At 72.7% G+C, this 18825-nt stretch carries 21 protein-coding genes and 1 pseudogene; 12 read left to right on the forward strand and 10 right to left on the reverse strand.

From position 1 onward, the window contains the following. Positions 1-35: 35 nt before the first annotated feature. Positions 36-215: a hypothetical protein gene (locus ACZ573_RS25975; protein WP_468123337.1), complete on the reverse strand. Its 180-nt coding sequence runs from the start codon at positions 213-215 to the stop codon at positions 36-38. Positions 216-452: 237 nt separating this feature from the next. Between ACZ573_RS25975 and ACZ573_RS25980 the strand changes: the two genes are divergently transcribed. Further along, positions 453-1079: a hypothetical protein gene (locus ACZ573_RS25980; protein WP_471308118.1), complete on the forward strand. Its 627-nt coding sequence runs from the start codon at positions 453-455 to the stop codon at positions 1077-1079. A gap of 157 nt (positions 1080-1236) precedes the next feature. Continuing rightward, complete coding sequence (locus ACZ573_RS25985) at positions 1237-3378, forward strand: HelD family protein (RefSeq protein WP_471308120.1); 2142 nt, start codon at positions 1237-1239, stop codon at positions 3376-3378. A 205-nt stretch (positions 3379-3583) separates the two neighbouring features. On the opposite strand, the gene ACZ573_RS25990 is transcribed toward ACZ573_RS25985, so the two are convergent. Further along, positions 3584-4270 carry a copper homeostasis protein CutC gene (locus tag ACZ573_RS25990; RefSeq protein WP_471308125.1) on the reverse strand — a complete coding sequence of 229 codons (687 nt, stop codon included), beginning with the start codon at positions 4268-4270 and terminating at the stop codon, positions 3584-3586. Between the two features lie 137 nt (positions 4271-4407). Between ACZ573_RS25990 and ACZ573_RS25995 the strand changes: the two genes are divergently transcribed. The 3 genes from ACZ573_RS25995 to ACZ573_RS26005 all read left to right on the forward strand — a co-directional run bounded on the left by ACZ573_RS25995 (position 4408) and on the right by ACZ573_RS26005 (position 7760). Continuing rightward, positions 4408-5079, forward strand: a complete 672-nt coding sequence (locus ACZ573_RS25995) for an HD domain-containing protein (protein ID WP_471308128.1) — start codon at positions 4408-4410, stop codon at positions 5077-5079. A 63-nt stretch (positions 5080-5142) separates the two neighbouring features. Further along, a complete protein-coding gene (locus ACZ573_RS26000) occupies positions 5143-6363 on the forward strand; it encodes a Cmx/CmrA family chloramphenicol efflux MFS transporter (RefSeq protein WP_471308451.1) in 1221 nt (406 codons plus the stop codon). A 149-nt stretch (positions 6364-6512) separates the two neighbouring features. Continuing rightward, entirely contained in the window at positions 6513-7760 is a 1248-nt protein-coding gene (locus tag ACZ573_RS26005; protein WP_471308130.1) for a serine hydrolase domain-containing protein, read from the forward strand. Between the two features lie 75 nt (positions 7761-7835). On the opposite strand, the gene ACZ573_RS26010 is transcribed toward ACZ573_RS26005, so the two are convergent. The 3 genes from ACZ573_RS26010 to ACZ573_RS26020 form a co-directional block, all read right to left on the reverse strand. Next, a complete protein-coding gene (locus ACZ573_RS26010; protein WP_471308135.1) occupies positions 7836-8759 on the reverse strand; it encodes a helix-turn-helix domain-containing protein in 924 nt (307 codons plus the stop codon). A 356-nt stretch (positions 8760-9115) separates the two neighbouring features. Continuing rightward, entirely contained in the window at positions 9116-9388 is a 273-nt protein-coding gene (locus ACZ573_RS26015) for a DUF4031 domain-containing protein (RefSeq protein ID WP_471308137.1), read from the reverse strand. 7 nt (positions 9389-9395) lie between these two features. After that, positions 9396-9770: a hypothetical protein gene (locus ACZ573_RS26020; RefSeq protein WP_030727652.1), complete on the reverse strand. Its 375-nt coding sequence runs from the start codon at positions 9768-9770 to the stop codon at positions 9396-9398. Between the two features lie 100 nt (positions 9771-9870). Between ACZ573_RS26020 and ACZ573_RS26025 the strand changes: the two genes are divergently transcribed. The 4 genes from ACZ573_RS26025 to ACZ573_RS26040 all read left to right on the forward strand — a co-directional run bounded on the left by ACZ573_RS26025 (position 9871) and on the right by ACZ573_RS26040 (position 14140). Then, on the forward strand, positions 9871-10818 hold the full coding sequence (locus ACZ573_RS26025) for a MurR/RpiR family transcriptional regulator (protein WP_471308140.1): 948 nt from the start codon (positions 9871-9873) through the stop codon (positions 10816-10818). Positions 10819-11038: 220 nt separating this feature from the next. Then, positions 11039-11974 carry an N-acetylmuramic acid 6-phosphate etherase gene (gene murQ / locus ACZ573_RS26030; RefSeq protein ID WP_471308143.1) on the forward strand — a complete coding sequence of 312 codons (936 nt, stop codon included), beginning with the start codon at positions 11039-11041 and terminating at the stop codon, positions 11972-11974. Between the two features lie 22 nt (positions 11975-11996). Beyond that, positions 11997-13505, forward strand: a complete 1509-nt coding sequence (locus ACZ573_RS26035) for a PTS transporter subunit EIIC (protein ID WP_471308145.1) — start codon at positions 11997-11999, stop codon at positions 13503-13505. Positions 13506-13552: 47 nt separating this feature from the next. After that, positions 13553-14140 (forward strand): GNAT family N-acetyltransferase, encoded by a 588-nt coding sequence (locus ACZ573_RS26040; RefSeq protein ID WP_471308147.1) that lies wholly within the window; start codon positions 13553-13555, stop codon positions 14138-14140. Between the two features lie 170 nt (positions 14141-14310). Here ACZ573_RS26040 and ACZ573_RS26045 read toward each other — a convergent pair whose 3' ends face one another. The 4 genes from ACZ573_RS26045 to ACZ573_RS26060 form a co-directional block, all read right to left on the reverse strand. Continuing rightward, a complete protein-coding gene (locus ACZ573_RS26045; RefSeq protein ID WP_471308149.1) occupies positions 14311-14730 on the reverse strand; it encodes a PIN domain-containing protein in 420 nt (139 codons plus the stop codon). Further along, positions 14721-14927: a type II toxin-antitoxin system VapB family antitoxin gene (locus tag ACZ573_RS26050; protein ID WP_471308151.1), complete on the reverse strand. Its 207-nt coding sequence runs from the start codon at positions 14925-14927 to the stop codon at positions 14721-14723. The genes ACZ573_RS26045 and ACZ573_RS26050 overlap by 10 nt, the downstream gene beginning before the upstream one ends. 70 nt (positions 14928-14997) lie before the next feature. Beyond that, positions 14998-15531, reverse strand: a complete 534-nt coding sequence (locus ACZ573_RS26055; RefSeq protein ID WP_471308156.1) for an amidase — start codon at positions 15529-15531, stop codon at positions 14998-15000. Further along, the gene (locus ACZ573_RS26060) at positions 15528-15749 is read right to left on the reverse strand and encodes a hypothetical protein (protein WP_471308159.1); all 222 of its coding nucleotides are present in this window, start codon (positions 15747-15749) and stop codon (positions 15528-15530) included. The genes ACZ573_RS26055 and ACZ573_RS26060 overlap by 4 nt, the downstream gene beginning before the upstream one ends. A gap of 114 nt (positions 15750-15863) precedes the next feature. On the opposite strand from ACZ573_RS26060, the pseudogene ACZ573_RS26065 reads away from it, so the two are divergent. Continuing rightward, positions 15864-16615: pseudogene (locus tag ACZ573_RS26065) on the forward strand (helix-turn-helix domain-containing protein). A gap of 13 nt (positions 16616-16628) precedes the next feature. Further along, positions 16629-16853: a DUF397 domain-containing protein gene (locus tag ACZ573_RS26070; protein ID WP_471308454.1), complete on the forward strand. Its 225-nt coding sequence runs from the start codon at positions 16629-16631 to the stop codon at positions 16851-16853. A gap of 4 nt (positions 16854-16857) precedes the next feature. Here the strand turns inward: ACZ573_RS26070 and ACZ573_RS26075 are convergent, their stop codons facing one another. Then, positions 16858-18057 carry a S8 family peptidase gene (locus ACZ573_RS26075; protein ID WP_471308161.1) on the reverse strand — a complete coding sequence of 400 codons (1200 nt, stop codon included), beginning with the start codon at positions 18055-18057 and terminating at the stop codon, positions 16858-16860. 365 nt (positions 18058-18422) lie between these two features. On the opposite strand from ACZ573_RS26075, the gene ACZ573_RS26080 reads away from it, so the two are divergent. After that, positions 18423-18794 (forward strand): protease inhibitor I9 family protein, encoded by a 372-nt coding sequence (locus ACZ573_RS26080; RefSeq protein ID WP_471308164.1) that lies wholly within the window; start codon positions 18423-18425, stop codon positions 18792-18794. Positions 18795-18825 lie beyond the last annotated feature (31 nt).

An 18825-nucleotide genomic window follows, 5' to 3' on the forward strand; every position in this document is an offset into this window, starting at 1 on the left:
AGTGGATCAGTGGACGTGCTGTGTGGGGCCCGGGGTCAGTGGCGTATGACTCCCGCGTCCTCGGCGTATTCACCGAGCACGACGACGCTGACGGCGGTCGCCGCGAAGATCTTGACGGCGCGCAGCATGCCGCCGAGGCCGCCCTGCGGACGGGAGTCGGACGCGGCGCCGCTAGGACGGCTGCCCTGGATCGAGGTGAAGGTTGCGGGGCTCATGGATCCATGGTGCGTTTTCGCGCCGTCCAGCACATCGCTCCCGGGAGGGAACCTCACAGGCCCCCGGGTCCTCCTCCCGTCGCATGCGTACCCCTAGGGGTGGATACCAAGGTCTGACACTCCCCGGTACGACGCGGTACGACGCGGTGCGACACCCGTCCGGATGCACTCGGGCGGGTCGGGACGGACCCTGGGAAGGTCCGCGGTGCCGGCGACCAGGCCAGGAGAGTGATCCGCATGACCCACCGTTCCCGGACGCAGCGCCTCGCGCTGCTCTCCGCATCGACAGCCCTGGTCACAGGGGGGCTGCTGCCGTCCGCCACCGCGTTCGCCGCCCCAGCACACGCCGCCGCGGCCGCCGTCGCCGCCCCCACGCCCACGCCCACGCCCACCCAGCCCGCCCAGGGCGCGGTGAAGACCACCGATCCCCCCAGCGGCATCACGGCCCAGCTTCCCGGAAAGGCCAAGGTCCGCATGGGGGCCATTCCCATGGAGGGCGATTCCGTCGACGCCCGCGTGTACGGGGTGGAGACCCCGGACGGAGCCACCGGCTTCGCCGTCTACGACATGCCGGGCGACCGGCTCCCGCTGGAGGACGCCCTCAAGGGGTTCGTCGACGCGTACGGCCTGACCGGCGGCGGGACCCTGACCAGTGACAACGTCCGCAAGACGACGGTGGACGGCCGCCCGGCCCTCGATGCGAGCCTCTCCGGCGAGGACGCCGACGGGGCCGCGGTCGGCTCCATCCGCTTCATCTCCGACGACGACCATCTCGTCATGGCCCTGACCTACGGTCCCGAGGAGAACGAGAAGGACCTGAAGCAGATGCACCAGCAGCTCCTCTCCTCCCTCACGATCCCCTGATCCCTGATCCCCGCACCCGATATTCGTTCGCGCCGCACCGCCCCGGTGGCTAGAATCTCCGCTCTTGCCGCCTCCCGCCGCCTCATCGGGGAGAGCCGCCCTCCGGCCGGAAACCGGCGGGCCATCTGTTCCGCATCCAGCAGCTGGAGGCAGTTCCGTGCCCGCGCACGCCCCCGAGACCACGCACGACGACCCGAACGCGACCTCGAACCCGACCGCGGACCCGACCGCGGACCCGGCGGCGCCCACCGACCCGCTGGGCCGCGAGCGGGCCCACCTCACCGCCTCGCGTTCCGCCCTGCGCGCCATGCGCGCGGACGTCGAGTCCCTCGACATCCGCGACGTCACCGCGAACTGGGTCAACGCGATCGTCCTCCAGGCCCAGATCGACGACCGCATCAAAGCCCTCGCCGACCTCGCCCACACCCCGCTGTTCTTCGGCCGCCTCAACTACCTGCACGCACCGGGCGCGGAGCTCGCCGAGGGCGCGGAGGGCGAGCAGTTCTACATCGGCCGCCGCCACGTCCACGACGCCGACGGCGACCCGATGGTCATCGACTGGCGCGCGCCCGTCTCCCAGCCGTTCTACCGGGCCTCCAAGACCGACCCGCAGGACATCGCGCTGCGCAGGCGCTTCGGTTACACCGGCGGCGAGCTGACGGCGTACGAGGACGAGCACCTGTCCGATCCCGGCGAGGCGGCCGCGGTCAGCAAGCTGCTCCAGCAGGAGATCGAGCGCCCGCGCGTGGGCCCGATGCGGGACATCGTCGCGACGATCCAGCCCGAGCAGGACAAACTCGTCCGCTCCGGCCTGGGCGGTTCCGTCTGCGTCCAGGGCGGCCCCGGCACCGGCAAGACCGCCGTCGGCCTGCACCGGGTCGCGTACCTGCTCTACGCGCACCGCGACCGCCTCGCCCGCACCGGCACGCTCGTCATCGGGCCGAACCGTTCCTTCCTGCACTACATCGAGCAGGTCCTGCCGGCCCTCGGCGAGCTGGAGGTCAAGCAGGCCACCGTCGACGACCTGGTCGCCCGCCCCGGCCTGGAGGTACGCGGCACGGACGCCGCCGAAACCGCCGTGGTCAAGGGCGACGCCCGCATGGCGGAGGTACTGAGCCGCGCCGTCCGCTCGCACGTCACCCGCCCCACGGAGCCGCTGATGGTGGTCCGCGGCTCGCGCCGCTGGCGGGTGCCCGCGTACGAGCTGGAGGAGATGGTCGAGGAGCTGCAGAAGCGCGACATCCGCTACGGCGCGGCCCGGGAGGCCCTGCCGCAGCGCATCGCGCACGCGGTGCTCGTACGGATGGAGCAGGCCGGCGAGGCCCCGGACGACCGGGTGCAGGACGCGGTGGCCCGCAACGCGGCGGTGAAGGCGGCGGTCAAGGAGATCTGGCCGGCCGTCGAACCGGCGAAGCTGGTCCTGCGGCTGCTGTCCGACCCCGCTTTCCTCGCGCTGCACGCGGCGGACGTGCTCACCGAGGACGAGCAGAAGCTCCTGCTGTGGCCGAAGCCGTTCCGGAGCGTGAAGTCGGCGAAGTGGTCGGCGGCGGACCTGGTGCTGATCGACGAGGCGGCCGACCTGGTGGAACGGACGCATTCGCTCGGCCACGTGGTCCTGGACGAGGCCCAGGACCTGTCGCCGATGCAGTACCGGGCGGTGGGACGGCGCTGCACCACGGGCTCGGCGACGGTCCTCGGCGACCTCGCGCAGGGCACCACGCCGTGGGCCACGCGCAGCTGGGACGAGGCCCTCGCGCACCTGGGCAAGCCGCAGGCGGTGCTGGAGGAACTGACGGCGGGCTTCCGCGTGCCGCGCGAGGTCATCGCCTACGCCTCCCGGCTGCTGCCGTCGATCTCCCCGGGCCTGGCCCCGGTCTCCTCGGTCCGCGAGACGCCGGGGTCGCTGCGGATCGTGGAGACGGCGGACCTGACGGCGGCGGTGGTCGCCGCGTGCCGTGACTCCTTGGCGCAGGAGGGGTCGATCGGCCTGATCGCGGCGGACGCGCGGATCCCGGTCCTCGCGGAGGCGCTGGCGGAGGCGGGGATGCCGTACCTGTCCCCCGGCGAGGAGACGACCTCGGAGTCCCGCCTGACGCTGGTCCCGGCGTCGCTGGCGAAGGGTCTGGAGTACGACTACGTGGTCCTGGACGAGCCCGCGGCGATCGTGGACGGCGAGCCGGACGAGCGGACGGGCCTGCGGCGGCTGTACGTCTGCCTCACCCGCGCGGTCTCGGGCCTGACGGCCCTCCACGCGGCCCCACTCCCGACCGCCCTGACCTCCAGCCCCGCCGGCGTTTGAGGCGCGGGGTCCGGGGGCGGCGCCCCGGGTCTTCCAGCCCCGCCGGCGTTTGAGGCGCGGCGTCCGGGGCGAAGCCCCCGGGTCTTCCAGCCCCGCCGGCGTTTGAGGCGCGGGGGTCCGGGGGCGGCGCCCCCGGCAGCGGCGGCGCGCCCGACCGCCGGACCCCCGGTCAGGGAAGGGCGGCGCGCCCGACCGCCGGACCCCGTCAGGAAAGGGCGGTGCGCCAGTCCGCGACGGCCGCCGCCGAGACCGGCCCGCCCCACCCGGAGGGACGGGCCGCGCCACCGATGTGGAAGGCGTCGATCCCGCCCGCCCTCAGCACCGGCAGGTGCGCGAGCGTCAGCCCGCCGCCCACCAGGATCCGCGCCCCGTACCCCGGCTCACCACCCCGCGCCGCCTCCGCCAGCAGCACCGGCAGCCCGGCCTCCACCCCCGCCGCCGCGCCCGCCGTGAGGTACGTGTCCAGCCCCGGCACATCGGCCAGCGCCTTGCGCAGCTGGTCCCGGTCCGCCGCGCGGTCGATCGCCCGGTGGAAGGTCCAGCTGCAGCCGTCCAGCTCCGCGACGACCGCCTCGACCGCGGCCAGGTCGGGGGCGCCGTCGGCGTCCAGGAAGCCGAGGACGAACTCCCGCGCGCCCTCCGCCCGCAGTTCCCGTGCCGCCCGGGCCAGGGCGGAGACGTCGCCGGCCGCGAAGCCGTCCGTCTTGCGGAGCATCACGCGCAGCGGGATGTCGACCGCCGCCCTGATCGCCGCGAAGGTCTCGCGCGGCGGGGTGAGCCCGTCGGCGGCCATGTCGGTGACCAGTTCGAGTCGGTCCGCCCCACCTGCCTGGGCCGCGACCGCGTCCTCCACGTCGAGGGCGATCACCTCCAGGAGCGCACGGTTGCTCATTCGATCCCATCCTTCTTCGGAAAGCTCGGGAAACTCGGGGAACTCAGGAAAACCCACTAGAGGTCTAGTCCAATATTCAGAATACGGGCCTCCACCCGCCCTTCACCAGCACAATCACGCCACCCCACAATGTGCCCATGGACACAGGCACCCAGCGCAGCGACACCCACCCGGACACCGCCGACCTGCGGGCCCGCTGGCAGGCGACCGTCACCGCCGCCGGCGCCGCCGCCGACCGTGATCCCGCGCCCTACGCCGACCGCCTCCTCACCGCCTGGGCGGAGCCGCAGCGCCGGTACCACACCACCGCGCACCTGGCCGACGTGCTCGCGCGAATCGACGTACTGGCCCCGCACGCCACCGATCCGGCCGCCGTTCGGCTCGCCGCCTGGTTCCACGACGCCGTCTACCGTCCCGACCGGTCCGAGAACGAGGAGCGCAGCGCCGCCCTCGCCGAGCGCGCCCTCCCCGAGCTCGGCATCGGCCCCGCGCGCACCGCCGAGGTGGCCCGCCTGGTCCGGCTCACCGTCACCCACGACCCCGCCCCCGGGGACACCGACGGCGAGGCCCTCTGCGACGCCGACCTGGCCGTCCTGGCCGGGGATCCCGACGCGTACGCCGCCTACGCGGCCGCCGTCCGCGCCGAGTACGGCTTCGTTCCCGACGACGCCTTCCGCACCGGCCGCGCCGCCGTCCTGCGCCAGCTGCTCGACCTGCCGCGGCTCTTCCGCACGCCCTACGGGGCCGCGCACTGGGAGGCCCCGGCCCGCGCCAACCTCGCCGCCGAGCTCGCCGCTCTCGTCCCGTAGGGAATTCGATCGCGTTCGCGCTGGTTGGTGACAGTCATGCCCGCACCAGCCGCACGCCCCCGCATGCCCGTCGCCGTGTACATCCTCGGACTGTCCGTGTTCGCGCTCGGCACCAGCGAGTTCATGCTCTCCGGTCTGCTGCCACCCATCGCCGAGGACATGGGCGTCACCATCCCGCAGGCGGGCCTGCTCATATCCGCCTTCGCGATCGGCATGGTCGTGGGCGCACCGCTGCTGGCCGTGGCCACCCTGCGGCTCCCCCGCCGCACCACCCTCATCGCCCTCATCAGCCTCTTCGGCCTCGGCCAGGTCGCGGGCGCGCTGGCCCCCACGTACGAGCTCCTCTTCGCCTCCCGCGTGGTCTCCGCGTTCGCCTGCGCCGGCTTCTGGGCGGTGGGCGCGGCCGTCGCCATCGCCATGGTCGACAAGGACCAGCGGGCCCGCGCGATGGCCGTCATGATCGGCGGCCTGTCCATCGCGAACGTCCTCGGCGTCCCCGCCGGTGCCTTCCTCGGCGAGCACCTGGGCTGGCGCTCCGCCTTCTGGTCGGTCGCCGCCGCCTCCGCGATCGCCCTCGTCGGCATCCTGGTGCTGATCCCGAAGATCCCGCTGCCCGCCGAGAAGCCGTCGCTCGGGCGCGAGCTGCGCATCTACCGCGACCGCCAGGTGTGGCTCTCCATCGGCATCACCGCGCTGGCCGCGGGGGGCGTCTTCTGCGCCTTCAGCTACCTGTCACCGCTGCTCACGGACGTGGCCGGGCTCGACTCCCGGTGGGTCCCGTGGATCCTCGGCCTCTTCGGCATCGGCGCGCTCGCCGGCACCACCGTCGGCGGCCGGGTCGCCGACGCGCACCTGTTCGGCGTGATGATCTGGGGCATCACCGCCTCGACCGTCTTCCTCACCGCGCTCGCCCTGCTGGCCGGCGCCGCCGCCGCGGCGGTCGCCCTGGCCTTCCTGCTCGGCTTCTCGGCCTTCTTCACCGCCCCGGCGCTCAACGCCCGTATGTTCAACGTGGCCGGCGCCGCCCCGACCCTGGCCGGCGCGACCACCACGGCCGCCTTCAACCTCGGCAACACCGGTGGCCCCTGGCTCGGCGGCACCGTCATCGACGCCGGCCTGGGCTTCGCCGCCACCGCCTGGGCGGGCGCCGCCATGACCGTCACCGCGATCGTCCTCACCGTGCTCGCCCTGCGCCTGGACCGCCGTACGCCGCCGCGCGCGACCCGCGTGATCGCCACGGGCGGCGCCGCCGCGACCCCCGCCGAGGAGCCCGCCCGCGCCTGACCGCCGTCCCGGTCCCGGTCTCAGTCCCGGTCTCAGTCCCGGTCCCGGTCTCAGTCCCGGTCGCTGCCCCGGACCCGGCTTCCTACGATGGGAAGGTCCGCTCGGGGATCAGGTGGGAACGCTCGGGGACGCGTCAGAGGTGATCCTCCATGGGCCGGTACCGCACGCCCACCGTCCTGGCCGCCGCCTCCCTGCTGCTGACCGCGCTGTGCGCGGGCCAGGCCCCCGCGGCCGCCCCGCCGGGCCGGGTCGACATCGACCCGGCGACCGCCGAGCAGCTCGACGACGCGATCACCGCGGCCATGCGCAAGGCCGCCATCCCCGGTGTGGGCGTCGGCCTGTGGATCGACGGCGAAGACCCCTACGTGCGCGCCTTCGGCACCGCCGACAAGGCCACCGGCGTCCCCATCAAGACCGACATGCACACCCGCATCGGCAGTGTCACCAAGACCTTCACCGTCACCGCCGTCCTCCAGCTCGTCGACGACGGGAAGGTACGGCTCGACGCGCCGATCTCGGCGTACCTCGACGGCGTGCCCGGCGGCGACAAGATCACCGTCCGGCAGCTCGCCGACATGCGCAGCGGCCTCTACAACTACACCGAGGACCCGCGCCTGCTGGCCACCTACAAGGCCGACCCGCACCGCGCCTGGACCCCGCAGGAGCTGCTGGACACCGCTTTCCGGCACCCTGCCAACTTCCCGCCGGGCACGCGCTGGGAGTACTCCAACACCAACACCGTCCTGCTCGGCCTGCTCGTCGAGAAGGTCGGCGGGCAGCCCCTGCACACCTACCTGCAGCAGCACGTCCTCGAACCGGCCGGCCTGGACGCGACCTCGCTGCCGACCGGCGCGGAGATCGCGTCCCCGTACGTGCACGGCTACACGAACTTCACCCCGAACGGCGCGACCGTCGACGCCTCCACCTGGAACCCGTCCTGGGCCTGGGCGGCCGGCGCGATGATCTCCACCATGGACGACCTGCACTCCTGGGTCCCGAGCCTGGTCACGGGGAAGCTGCCCGACGGCGACCGCCTGCTGGAGCCGGGCACCCAGGCCCAGCGGCTGCGCATGCTGCCCACCGGACACCCCGGCATCGGCTACGGGCTCGGCATCGCCGAACTCGACGGCTGGATCGGCCACAACGGCGAGCTGCCCGGCTACGAGACCGTCGCCGTCCGGCTCCCGCAGGCACGCGCCACCATGGTGATCGTGGTGAACTCCGACGTCGACGGGAAGTTCAGCAACCTGAGCTCCCTCATCGCCCACACGGTCACCGAGATCGCGACCCCGGACCACGTCTGGGAGCTCCCGCCCGCGGCCCAGCCCAACACCGTCCCGGAGCCCTCCGCACCCTCGCCCCCGGCCCCGGCCCCGGCCCCCAAGCCGAGCTCCTAGACCACCGGACGGCCCTTCGGGCCCGACAGGCGGCTGAAGAGCTGGGGGGCGTGCCGGAAGATGCGGTGCATCGCTTCATGGGGTGAGCCGACCATGGGGTTCCTCGGTGTTCGGGGGTGCGTCGTGCCTGGTACGGCAGCCGCCGCAGGTGCCCGGTTCCGGGCCGCGGAAGGCACGGTCGCAGTTGTCGCAGTTGTGGAGCGGGTGCCTGACGGCCGGGGGTGCTCCCGGGGCGCGGAACGGCGGCACGGGCGGGAGCTGGGCGGCGAGGCGGTGGGCCAGGAGGGCGGCCGGCCGGTGCAGGGGCACCGACGGCAGGTCGGCGGTCAGGGCGTGGTGTACGGCGCTCGGGGGTAGATCGCGCTCCAGCCAGGCCGCGACTCCGGGGGCGAGGTGCTCGACCTCCGTGACGGAGATCAGAAGGCGGGGATCCCCACGGCGGAGGCCGGCGAGCACCTCGATGGCGGACTGGAGCAGGTCAGGGGCGGGGTACGCGGGCTGCGGTACGGCGGGCAGGGCACGGCGCGGCGGCTCGCCCTCCCGGCGGCCGGAACGCTTGGGTTTCGCTTTCGGCTCCGGCTTCGGCTCGTCCGTGGCTCCGGACCGGCCCGGCTGGTTGCAGGAGACCGTGCGGGTGACGACGTGGCCGCTGCTCGTGCGTTCGCAGGTGCGGCGCAGATAGCCGTGGGCCTCCAGTTCGCGCAGGGCGGCGGCGATCCGGGTCTTCCCTTCGGGGAAACGCGCGGCGAGGGTCCTGATGTCGATGAGGGAGCCGCTGGGAAGGGACTGGATGTGGACGGCCAGGCCGATGGCCAGCAGCGACAGCTCGGCGTGCTGGGCGAGGTGATTGCCGATCACGGTGAAGCGGCCGGTGTGGCGGGCGTTGTCGTGGATGACACCGCCGGAACGTGTGCGCGCACGGGTGCGCCGGGACGGGTGGTTTTCCCCGCCGTTACGGGACTGGGCGTGCGGGCGCGCGCTAGTGTTCTGGGTATCCATCGGGAAGCCTTACTTCCTCGGTGGTCAGGCCCTCGCCTTGGGATTGCAGTCCCGGCGGGGGCCGACGTATGTCAGCGGTGGTGTGGTGTGTCGCGCTGAGCGTAGATCAGGCAACCCGTCCCGAAGCCAGCCAAGTTGGTGTCTTTCACTCAAGTGAGTGAGCGTGCGCCATGGGCGGGAGGGGTGGGGTTCGGTGTGGTCCTTTCCCTCCCGTGTCTTGGATCCTGGGATCGTCCCTGCCACCGGAGGCCCAGCGCGCGGGCTCCGGCGCGCGAGCGATGTCCGCAGGCCAGGGGCGCGGCAGGTCGAATTCGGCCCATACGGTCCTGCCGGGGGCGGCGGCGTTCGCGGTGAAGCTACTGGGCCGCCGGCCGGCCCTTCGGGCGGCGCAGACCCGCCGCGGTGAGGCGGCGGACGAGCTCCTTGCTGCCGATCTCCACCGCACCGGCGCCGACCGCGTCCGCGTACCGGTAGGAGGGCACGTCGTAGTGGTCCCGCTCGAAGGCCCGCGGCGGGCAGCCGATGGCCGCCGCGAAGGCGTGCAGCTCCTCGTACGAGACGTCGCTGACCAGGTGCGACCACATGCGGCCGTGGCCCGGCCAGGTCGGCGGGTCGATGTAGACGGTCACCGGCGGCTCACCGGAGTCCGAAGACCGGGCCCAGGCCGCCGATCGCGGCCACCTTCACACCCGCCTCCGAACACACCCAGTGCGGGTCGGGTCCCAGCTCCGGCTCCACGTCCAGCGCATGCGGCTCGCCGTGGTTGCAGACCGGGCACAGCGGCCATCGTCCGTACTTCTCCAGCAGCGCGTCCTTCACGTCTTGGGCGACGAGTCCGGCAAGGTAGTCGACACCCTCCGGCCACTGCTCCACCCACCACCGGCGGTGCGTGACCGAGTCCTCGACGAGGGAGACGACATCGGCATCGGCGACCTCGCCGGCGGCGAGGTCGGCGAGAACAAGGGCACGGGCGACGTGCAGCGCCTGCTCCAGGGGGGTCGCGTGGTCCATGCGCCCATTGTGGACCCGCGAGGGCCCGGCGATGAAGGCCATCTTTCCGAGGGCCCAATGGCGTATTGACCGGACCTTGCGTCGAAAATAAGTTTCAGGAGTGAGCCAGAATGCGAAGGAAACTGCCAACCGCCCGCCCGTTCCCGCCCCAGGCCCCGGCGAAAGCCCCGCCCCGGCTCCCCCGCCCCACGCCCTCCGGGCCCGGATCCGCAGCCTCGGCCCCTCCATGACCCGCTCCGTGCGGGCCGTCGCCGACGCCGTCGCCGCCGACCCCGCCGCGTGCGCCCGGCTCACCGTCTCCGCCCTCGCCGAACGCACCGGCACCAGCGAGGCCACCGTCGTCCGCACCGCCCGCCTCCTCGGCTACCCCGGCTACCGCGACCTGCGCCTCGCGCTCGCCGCCCTCGCCGCCCAGCAGGAGTCCGGCACCGCCCCCGCCGTCACCGTCGACATAGCCGCCGACGACCCGCTCGCGGACGTCGTCGCCAAGCTGGCCCACGAGGAGGCGCAGACCCTCACCGACACCGCCGCCGCCCTCGACCTCACCCAGCTCGCCGCCGCCGTCAGCGCGCTCGCCACCGCCCGCCGCATCGACATCTACGGCGTCGGCGCCTCCGCCCTCGTCGGCCAGGACCTCGCCCAGAAGCTGCTGCGCATCGGCCGCCTCGCCCACGCCCACAGCGACCCCCACCTGGCCGTCACGGGCGCCGTGCAACTCCGCCCCGGCGACGTCGCCGTCGCCATCACCCACTCCGGCACCACCGGCGACGTGATCGAACCGCTGCGCGTCGCCTTCGAGCGCGGTGCCACCACCCTCGCCCTGACCGGTCGCCCGAACAGCCCCGTCACCCGCCACGCCGACCTCGTACTGACCACCTCCGCCGCCCGCGAGACCCAGCTGCGCCCGGCCGCCATGTCCAGCCGGACCAGCCAGCAGCTCGTCGTCGACTGCCTCTTCGTCGGCGTCGCCCAGCAGACCTACGACACCGCCGCACCCGCCCTCGCCGCCACCTACGAAGCCCTGACCCACCGCCACACCACCCGCTGACGCAGCCGGCCCCGCCGCCACACCGAGCCCCTCCGCCACACCCAGCCCCTCCGGCGTTCGAGGAGCGGGGCCTGGGGCGGAGCCCCGGTCTTTTCAGCCCCGCCGGCGTTTGAGGCGCGGGGTCCGGGGCGGAGCCCCGATCGTGAAGCCCAGCCCGCACACCACCCACCAACCGCCACCCGCCACCCGCCACCCGCCACCGCACGGGAGCCGCCCCCCCATGACCGCCCACGAAGAACTCCGCGCCCAGCTGGACACCCTCACCACCGAGGCCTTCCGCCAGGACCTCGCCGAGATCGACCGGCTGCCCACCCTCGACATCGCCCGCACCATGAACGCCGAGGACGCCACCGTCCCGGCCGCCGTCGCCGCGCAGCTCCCCCGGATCGCCGCCGCCGTCGACGCGATCGCCGAGCGGATGGCCCGCGGCGGGCGGCTGGTCTACGCGGGCGCCGGCACGGCCGGCCGGATGGGCGTCCTGGACGCCAGCGAGTGCCCGCCCACCTTCAACACCGACCCGGCCGACGTGGTCGGCCTGATCGCGGGCGGCCCCTCCGCCATGGTCAAGGCCGTCGAGGGCGCCGAGGACTCGAAGGAGCTGGCCGCAAGCGACCTCACCACGCTGGAGATCGGCCCGCACGACACGGTCGTCGGCATCTCCGCCTCCGGCCGCACCCCGTACGCGATCGGCGCCGTCGAGTTCGCCCGTACCCGCGGCGCGCTCACCGTCGGGCTCTCCTGCAACGCCGGATCCGCCCTCGCCGCGGCCGCCGACCACGGCATCGAGGTCGTCGTCGGACCCGAACTCCTCACCGGATCCACCCGCCTGAAGGCCGGCACCGCGCAGAAGCTCGTCCTCAACCTCATCTCGACCATCACGATGATCCGCCTGGGGAAGACGTACGGGAACCTGATGGTCGACATGCGCTCCACGAACGACAAACTGCGCGCCCGCGCCCGCCGCATCGTGGCACTGGCCACCGGCGCACCCGACGAGGAGATCGAGTCCGCCCTCACCGCCACGGGCGGCGAGGTGAAGAACGCCGTACTCGTCGTCCTCGGCGGAGTCGACGGCCCCACGGCCGCCGAGCTGCTCGCCGCCTCGCAGGGCCACCTGCGCGCCGCCCTCGAACGCGCCCTCGCCCACACCCGCTGACCCCCGAGCCAAGGCGATCCCCATGTCCACTGACAAGAACCGCGCCACCGCCGCCGCGATCCTTCCGCTGATCGGCGGCGCGGACAACATCACCTCGATCGCGCACTGCATGACCCGCCTGCGCCTCTCGCTGCGCGACCGCTCGCTGGTCCAGGACGAGGCCCTGCGCGCCCTCCCGGCGGTCCTCGGCGTGGTCGAGGACGACACCTACCAGATCGTGCTGGGCCCGGGCGCCGTCGCCCGCGTGACCCCGGAGTTCGAGGCGCTCGTCGAGGAGGCCCGCTCGGCCGCGCCGCCGGCCGCCCCGGCGGCCCAGCCCTCCGGCGGGATCACCGCGGACGACCTCGCCGCTCAGGGCGCGGCGCTGAGGGAGGCTCAGAAGGCCCGGAACGCCACGCCCTTCAAGCTGTTCCTGCGCCGCATCGCGAACATCTTCGTCCCGCTGATCCCGGCCCTGATCGGCTGCGGCATCATCGCCGGGCTGAACGGCCTGCTGACGAATCTGGAGTGGGTGCCCGCCGTCGTCCCCGCCCTCGCCGCCATCGCGTCCGGCTTCATGTCCCTGATCGCGGTCTTCGTCGGATACAACACGGCCAAGGAGTTCGGCGGTACTCCCGTCCTGGGCGGCGCGGTCGCCGCGATCATCGTCTTCCCGGGCGTCGCGAAGATCGACGCCTTCGGCCTGGAGCTCAAGCCCGGCCAGGGCGGCGTCCTCGGCGCGCTCGCCGCCGCCCTCCTCGCCGTGTACGTGGAGAAGTGGTGCCGCAGGTGGGTGCCGGAGGCCCTGGACGTCCTGATCACCCCCACCCTCACCGTGCTCATCTCGGGCCTGGTCACCCTCTTCGGCCTGATGTACCTCGCCGGTGAGGCCTCCGCCGCGATCGGCACCTTCGCGAACTGGCTCCTCGCCAGTGGCGGCGCCTTCGCGGGCCTGGTCCTTGGCGGCCTCTTCCTCCCGCTCGTGATGCTCGGCCTGCACCAGGCCCTGATCCCCATCCACACCACCCTCATCGAGCAGGACGGCTACACCGTCCTGCTGCCCATCCTCGCCATGGCGGGCGCGGGCCAGGTCGGCGCGGCCATCGCCGTCTACTACCGCCTCCCGCGCAACGGCTCGCTCCGCGCCACCATCAAGTCCGCCCTCCCGGCCGGCTTCCTGGGCATCGGCGAACCGCTGATCTACGGCGTCTCCCTGCCGCTCGGCCGCCCCTTCGTCACCGCCTGCATCGGCGGCGCGGCCGGCGGAGCCTTCGTCGGCCTCTTCCACCAACTGGGCGTCGCCTTCGGCTCCACCGCCATCGGCCCCTCGGGCTGGGCCCTGTTCCCGCTGCTCGACGGCCGCTCCGGCGCCGGCATCACCCTCGCGATCTACGCGGGCGGCCTGCTGACCGGCTACCTGGTGGGCTTCGTCGCCACGTACTTCTTCGGCTTCACCCGCCAGACGCTGACCGACCTCGACACCGGGCCGGACCAGGACCCGGACACCACCACCGCCACCGGAACACCCCCGAAGGAACGGGTCCCCGCATAGCCGCGCATGCATCCGCATGCGCGCCGCCGGTCCGCAATGATGCAGAGATGATCAACTCCATACCTCCCGTGGTCCCCGCCGGCCGGATGCGCGCCCTGCCGCAGCCGGAGTTCGAGCTGCCGGGCGGCCTGCTGCTGCGCCCCTGGGCGGCCCACGACGTCCCCGCACTCGTCGAGTCCTGCCTCGACCCGGACATCCGGCACTGGAACCGGCCCGCCCTCCTGAATCCGGCCGAGGCCGAGGAGCGGATCGCCCGCTGGCACGCCCGATGGCAGGACGAGGAGGCCGCGATCTGGGCCGTCGCCCCCGCCGGCGCAGGCCCGGCCGTCGGGCTCATCGGCATCGGCGACCTCGATCTCGCAGGCGGCAGCGGCGAGATCCTGTACTGGCTGCTGCCCGCCGGGCGCGGCCGCGGGGTCATGGTGGCGGCCACGGAACGCGTCAGCCGCTGGGCCTTCGAGGACCTCGGCCTGCACCGGATACGGATCACCCACTCCGTGGCGAACCCGGCCTCCTGCGCCATCGCGACGAAAGCCGGATTCCCCCTGGAGGGCACCATGCGCGGCGCCCTCCTGCACGCGGACGGCTGGCACGACGAGCACTTGCACGCCCGCCTGCGCACCGACTGCGACTGAGGCGGACCCGCGGGTCAGCAGTTGCCTGGCGCCGACGGCCCGCGAAGCGGTCGGCGATTCAGGTCAGGTACTCCTGCTGCGGGACGAAGGGGATCGTCTGATGCGCCGCCCCCTGGTACTTCGTCTACGGACGTCGCCCCGTGATGCCCCCGCGCACCGACCGATCCCGGCTACGGTACGGACCCCTGCTCCACCACCCACTCCACCGACTGCCCTGTGACCTTGGCGATCCCGTCGTAGTCGGCGTCATAGTGGAGGACCACAGCCCCATGGCGCTCAGCAGTCGCAGCGATCAGCAGGTCAGCGAGCGACGCACGGCGGTGATCACCGCTCTGCGCCAGCAGCCCCTGCACTTCGATGGCCCGTTCGCCGATCTCGTCGGTGAGCGGAAGCCAGTCGAAGCCTCGCCGTACCGACCGGCCGCGCGCGTGGTCTCCGGCGTTGCGCGCGCTGTAGAGGATCTCCAGGTCGATGACGGCACATGTCGCGAGCAGGCCCCGCTCCAGAAGCGGTATCAGCGTGTCCCGGACCGTCGGCAGATGCATCCGAGCCCAGGCGCTCTTGTCGACCAGATACTTGGTCACCGCCACGCACCTCGCATCACTTCTGGGTCGCGCAGGTCGTCGAAGACACCCTCGTCCATGAGGTCTACGAAGCGCCGCCGCCGGGCAGCAGCTACGAACTCAGCCAGTGCTCCGTTGATCGTCGCTCGCTTGGTCGTTGTGCCCAGTATCTCCGCGGCCTCGGCGAGAAGTGCATCATCCAGGTCCACCATGGTGCGTGACATCGAGCCCTCCAGGCATACAGATCGCGTCGATTTATATGCCATCGTACGGCCGCTGGGGCCGAGCGGCCCGCTACGCTCCGACATCGGCTGCTCCACCGACGGCCTGCAGCAAGCCGGCCAGATCGTCCACGCCGTATCCGAGCCTCGGACCCCGATCGGCCGCCATCAGCAGCAGCTGCCCGACGATCTCGGCGCCCCAGCCGTCCGTACCGTCCTCGGACCACTCCCACAGCTTGTCGATGCCGAGGCCGGTCATGAGCAGCCCGTACCCGGTACGGATCTCGGCGCACAGCTCCGCCACCGCGTCGAGCAGCCGCCCGCCCGGCCGCTCGCACCGCAGCCCCAGGCACCCGCCGAAGTCCTCCACCGCGCAGCCCTGCGGCGGGCTCGCCCTGAGCCCCTCGTAGCGCGGATCGTCGAAGCCCGGATATCCCTCCAACGGGCAGTGCACCAGCGTGAACCGCTGCCATCCGGGCGGCGGAGGCGGCTTCGGACCCCCGGCCTCGGGCCCGCACACCCCGCGCGGGGCGAGGGCCGTCTCCAGGCCGCGCAGCTTCCAGCCGAGTTCGAAGGCGAAGTTCACCGCCTCCACGGACTCGCTCACGCGCCCCCCGCCCGCTCGTGCAGGACGGCGGCCAGCCGGAGCGCGGTGTCGAGGTTGCAGCGGCCGAGGTCGACCAGCGGCAGGCCGTACGTACCGGCGGCCGAGACCCGCTCCACGTCCAGCGAGGGGAACAGCACCCCGACCGCGGCAAGCGATTCCCGCAGCTGCTGGACGGCCTCCTCGGCCGCCTGCATGCGCTCCTGTGGGGAGAGCACCATGACATGTCACCTTTCTACTCCGAGTATCCAACTTCTTCACACAGAGTGGCGACGCGCTCACTGGCCTTCAAGTGCGGACCCGCAACAACCGCACATGTTGCTCAGGGAGTTGCCATGGCGCGGAAGAACCTCGATCCCTCCTCCTCACCCCGCGCCCTCCTGGGCGCGGAACTGCGCGTAGCGCGCGAACGCGCGGGCATGAGCCAGGCCGAACTCGGCGAACGGCTCTTCGTCAGCGGGTCGTTCATCGGCCAGCTCGCAGCGGGCACGCGTCGCATGCACCTCGAATTCGCCCGCCAGATCGACGACATCCTCGGCACGGACGGCTTCTTCGTCCGCAACTGCGGGGCAGCGGCCGAGTCCAGTACCCGGACGGAGGCGTACGCTCGCGCTGTCTGCCGCGCATACCAGCCAACGGCACCGGAGCAGGTGATCGACGAGCTGGTGACGAACCGACTGGACCGTGCCGCACTGCTCGCACCGAGCCAACAACCCCACTGTTGTGGTGCGTGTTCGGCGGGGCTGTGCTGCGTTGCGAGGTGGGAGGTGCAGGGGTGACGGCAGAGGCCTTGAATCACATGACCGCACTGATCCGAGCACACCGGATCATCGTCCAGGTCATTCCGTTCCGAGCGGGAGCACACGCCGCCATGGGAGGCTCACTTCAGCTGTTGGCATCCGACGATGGTCCGACACTCGCCTACGTTCAAGGCAACGGAACGGGCCAGCTGTTCGACGATCCAGCCACGGTCTCCCGTCACTCCCTGACCTACGATCTCCTCACGGCCAGTGCGCTGTCGCCCGCACAATCCCTGGCCTTGATCGAGTCCGTAGTGGAGGGGTACGAACGTGGAGCAGCAGCCTGACTACGACCTGTCGATGGCCGTCTGGCACAAGTCCAGCTACAGCGACGGCAGTGGGGGCAGCTGCGTGGAGATGGCCACCTGGCGGAAGTCCACCCACAGCGGCGGTGGCGGCGGCGACTGCCTCGAGGTGGCCGACGGCCACCCCGGCCTCGTCCCCGTGAGGGACTCCAAGCAGCCCGAAGGCCCGCACGTGGTGTTCCACGCGCAGGCCTGGGCCCGGTTCGTCGGGTCGCTCTGAGCTATCAGAGACCGCCGGTGAACAGCAGCTTGTTCGGCCTGTTGTCGCTGAGGTTCTGGACGATGTCCTTCGTGGACACCTCGTCCAGGAAGTCCGACACCTCCGCCGGCAGCGCCTTCGGGTGCTCCGACTTGTAGAGGACGGCCACACCGGTGACGTGCGGCGCGGCCATCGACGTACCGTCCAGCGCGACGCTGCCGCCACCGAGCTTCGCGGAGACGATCGCCTCACCGGGGGCGTAGAGGGTGGTGCAGGGGCCGTAGTTGGAGAAGGAGGCCTCCTCGTCCCACTGGTTGGACGCGGCGACGGTGACCACCCGTTGCGCGGACGCCGGCGAGACCCCGCACGCGTCCTTCGCGGAGTTGCCCGCCGCGACGACCGGCAGGACGCCCGCGTCGGAGAGGGCCGTGGCGGCGTCGTCGACGGCGGCCGACTTGTCGCCGCCCAGGGAGCCGTTCAGCACGGCCGGCTGCTTGGCGTTCTTCGCCACCCAGTCCAGGCCCGCGATGATCCCCGACCACGTGCCCTTGCCGTCGCAGCCGAGGACACGGACGCTCACCAGGTTCGCCTCGCGCGCCACCCCGTACGTCCTGCCCGCGACCGTACCCGCGACGTGCGTGCCGTGGCCCTGGCAGTCCTGGCCGTTGCGGCCGTCATTGATCGCGTCGAAGCCGAAGGTGGCACGCGTGGCGTCCGGGCCGCCGAACTCGGTGTGGTCGTAGTCGATGCCGGTGTCGAGGATGTACGCGGTCACCCCGGCACCATTGCCCTGAGCGGTGAAGTTGTTGTCCAGCGGCAAGTTGCTCTGGTCGATGCGGTCCAGGCCCCACGAGCTCGACGGGGCCCGGCTCGACCCGGCCGCGCTCGGCATCGGGACGGACTGCACCTTGGCGTCCTCCTCGACCGCCTTCACGCCCGGACTGTTGCGGACGAGCGTCAGCTCCAGCGAGGTCAGCGGGACCGCGAAGCCGTTGATCGCCGAGGTGTAGACGAACGACGGCTTCAGGCCGAGCCTCTTCGCGACCTTCGCCGCGTCCTGGCCCTTCTCCAGCGTCACGATGTACTGGCCGGGCAACGGGTTGGCGGCGATCTTCAGCGGTGCCGGTGCCGGGGTCGGCTCCGGGGCCGCGGCCGAAGCCGTGCCGGCGGCGACCGGGGGGACCGTGAGGAGGGCCGCGGCGGCCAGGCGTGCGAGCAGGCGCATGGAAGGAACTCCCTGACGTTGCTTGGACGGCAGACATGGGGGGAGCCGGCCTCACGGCACCAGGTGCTCCTGCGGGGGCGGCCCTCAGCTCCATCGCTGCCACCTCTGTGCAGCTTGAACCACCGGCTCACCTGGTTGCCCGTCCGGCCCCCGCGTCGACGCGGTCGCGCGCACCGTGCAGAAAGGGTTGTCCCGCTGTGCCGTACCGGTCGTGCCCCGTCCCGCGCGGCCGCCGGCCCGCCCCGCAAGATCACCCGTACGGTCCGCCGCCGGACCAGGGGGCGCACGGCCGGTGCGCCGCCCGTGACCCTGCCACACCTACCGGCGTCATTGACCGGCCCCGCCGCCCGTGATGGCCTCGCCCCATGCGCATCCGCCTGAGCCGAGCCCTGCCCGTGACCGTCGCCGTACTGGCCGCCGTCGCCGTACTGCCCGTGGCCGCGGCCACCGCCGACGTGCCGGAACCCGTACGGCACACGGCTCCCGCCGCCGACCACGCCACGTACATCGTCGCCGTGCGGGAAGACAGCGACCCCGTCGAGGTGGCCGACCGGGTCGGCGCCACCCCGGTGCACATCTACCGCACCGTCCTGCACGGCTTCGCCGCCCGGCTCAGCCCCGACCAGGTCGAGTCCCTGCTGGCGATGCCGGACGTCGAAACCGTCGAGGAGGACGGCCGGGCGACGGGCGGCGAGGCCTTCGGCCAGTACTGGAGGTGGGGGCCCTCCGGCGCGTGACCCCGTGATCCGGGCGGGCCGTGACGCCGGC

It is taken from the genome of Streptomyces sp. NPDC040545, from assembly GCF_055595065.1.

Excerpts from the sequence above, each read along its gene's own strand:
- ACZ573_RS25975 (WP_468123337.1), bottom strand. The coding sequence starts at position 215 with ATGAGCCCCGCAACCTTCACCTCGATCCAGGGCAGCCGTCCTAGCGGC.
- ACZ573_RS25980 (WP_471308118.1), top strand. The coding sequence starts at position 453 with ATGACCCACCGTTCCCGGACGCAGCGCCTCGCGCTGCTCTCCGCATCG.
- ACZ573_RS25990 (WP_471308125.1), bottom strand. The coding sequence starts at position 4,270 with ATGAGCAACCGTGCGCTCCTGGAGGTGATCGCCCTCGACGTGGAGGAC.
- ACZ573_RS25995 (WP_471308128.1), top strand. The coding sequence starts at position 4,408 with ATGGACACAGGCACCCAGCGCAGCGACACCCACCCGGACACCGCCGAC.
- ACZ573_RS26000 (WP_471308451.1), top strand. The coding sequence starts at position 5,143 with ATGCCCGTCGCCGTGTACATCCTCGGACTGTCCGTGTTCGCGCTCGGC.
- ACZ573_RS26005 (WP_471308130.1), top strand. The coding sequence starts at position 6,513 with ATGGGCCGGTACCGCACGCCCACCGTCCTGGCCGCCGCCTCCCTGCTG.
- ACZ573_RS26010 (WP_471308135.1), bottom strand. The coding sequence starts at position 8,759 with ATGGATACCCAGAACACTAGCGCGCGCCCGCACGCCCAGTCCCGTAAC.
- ACZ573_RS26020 (WP_030727652.1), bottom strand. The coding sequence starts at position 9,770 with ATGGACCACGCGACCCCCCTGGAGCAGGCGCTGCACGTCGCCCGTGCC.
- murQ (WP_471308143.1), top strand. The coding sequence starts at position 11,039 with ATGACCGCCCACGAAGAACTCCGCGCCCAGCTGGACACCCTCACCACC.
- ACZ573_RS26035 (WP_471308145.1), top strand. The coding sequence starts at position 11,997 with ATGTCCACTGACAAGAACCGCGCCACCGCCGCCGCGATCCTTCCGCTG.
- ACZ573_RS26040 (WP_471308147.1), top strand. The coding sequence starts at position 13,553 with ATGATCAACTCCATACCTCCCGTGGTCCCCGCCGGCCGGATGCGCGCC.
- ACZ573_RS26050 (WP_471308151.1), bottom strand. The coding sequence starts at position 14,927 with ATGTCACGCACCATGGTGGACCTGGATGATGCACTTCTCGCCGAGGCC.
- ACZ573_RS26060 (WP_471308159.1), bottom strand. The coding sequence starts at position 15,749 with ATGGTGCTCTCCCCACAGGAGCGCATGCAGGCGGCCGAGGAGGCCGTC.
- ACZ573_RS26070 (WP_471308454.1), top strand. The coding sequence starts at position 16,629 with ATGGCCGTCTGGCACAAGTCCAGCTACAGCGACGGCAGTGGGGGCAGC.
- ACZ573_RS26075 (WP_471308161.1), bottom strand. The coding sequence starts at position 18,057 with ATGCGCCTGCTCGCACGCCTGGCCGCCGCGGCCCTCCTCACGGTCCCC.
- ACZ573_RS26080 (WP_471308164.1), top strand. The coding sequence starts at position 18,423 with ATGCGCATCCGCCTGAGCCGAGCCCTGCCCGTGACCGTCGCCGTACTG.